This window comes from Corallococcus sp. AB049A (assembly GCF_003668885.1).
In the GTDB taxonomy this organism is placed as follows: domain Bacteria; phylum Myxococcota; class Myxococcia; order Myxococcales; family Myxococcaceae; genus Corallococcus; species Corallococcus interemptor.
Genome location: NZ_RAWL01001345.1, coordinates 1 through 405, shown reverse-complemented (window position 1 = coordinate 405; position 405 = coordinate 1). Strand labels below are relative to the sequence as shown.

At 59.3% G+C, this 405-nt stretch carries 1 pseudogene; it reads right to left on the bottom strand.

Annotated features, from left to right (window positions below):
• Positions 1–173 precede the first annotated feature (173 nt).
• Positions 174–405 (bottom strand): annotated as a pseudogene (locus D7X55_RS43970) (hypothetical protein); the annotation flags it as partial.

Sequence of the window (405 nt, the reverse complement as noted above, 5' to 3'; positions counted from 1 at the left end):
CCCTCGGAGGGGGCGGCTGTATCAACTTGGGCGAACCCTTGGTGAATACGTTGTTCTCTGTTGTATTGGAGTTGGCCTAGTACGTTCGGCCAAGATCTGGGGCAGTTGCCCTTGTTGCTTCCAGGGAGGCGGGCTCATTGAGCTCGCCTACCGACGCCGAGCGCTGACTGTGGTCAGGTATCAACGGTTGGATCGATGATGGGAAAGGTGCGCAGGAAATCTTGCATCCAGATGGGCAACAACCCGAAGCCTTGGTAGAGATCTTGGCGCATGGCGGCACCGTAGGTCTGGTCGATGAGCAGTGCAGTGAGCTGTTGGCGTATCCGGTCACTCTCCGCCGGCAGCATGTCCTTGAGCCAGTGCAGTGCCTGAACGATACGCATCGCCGGTCGGCCGGCCCAGTAG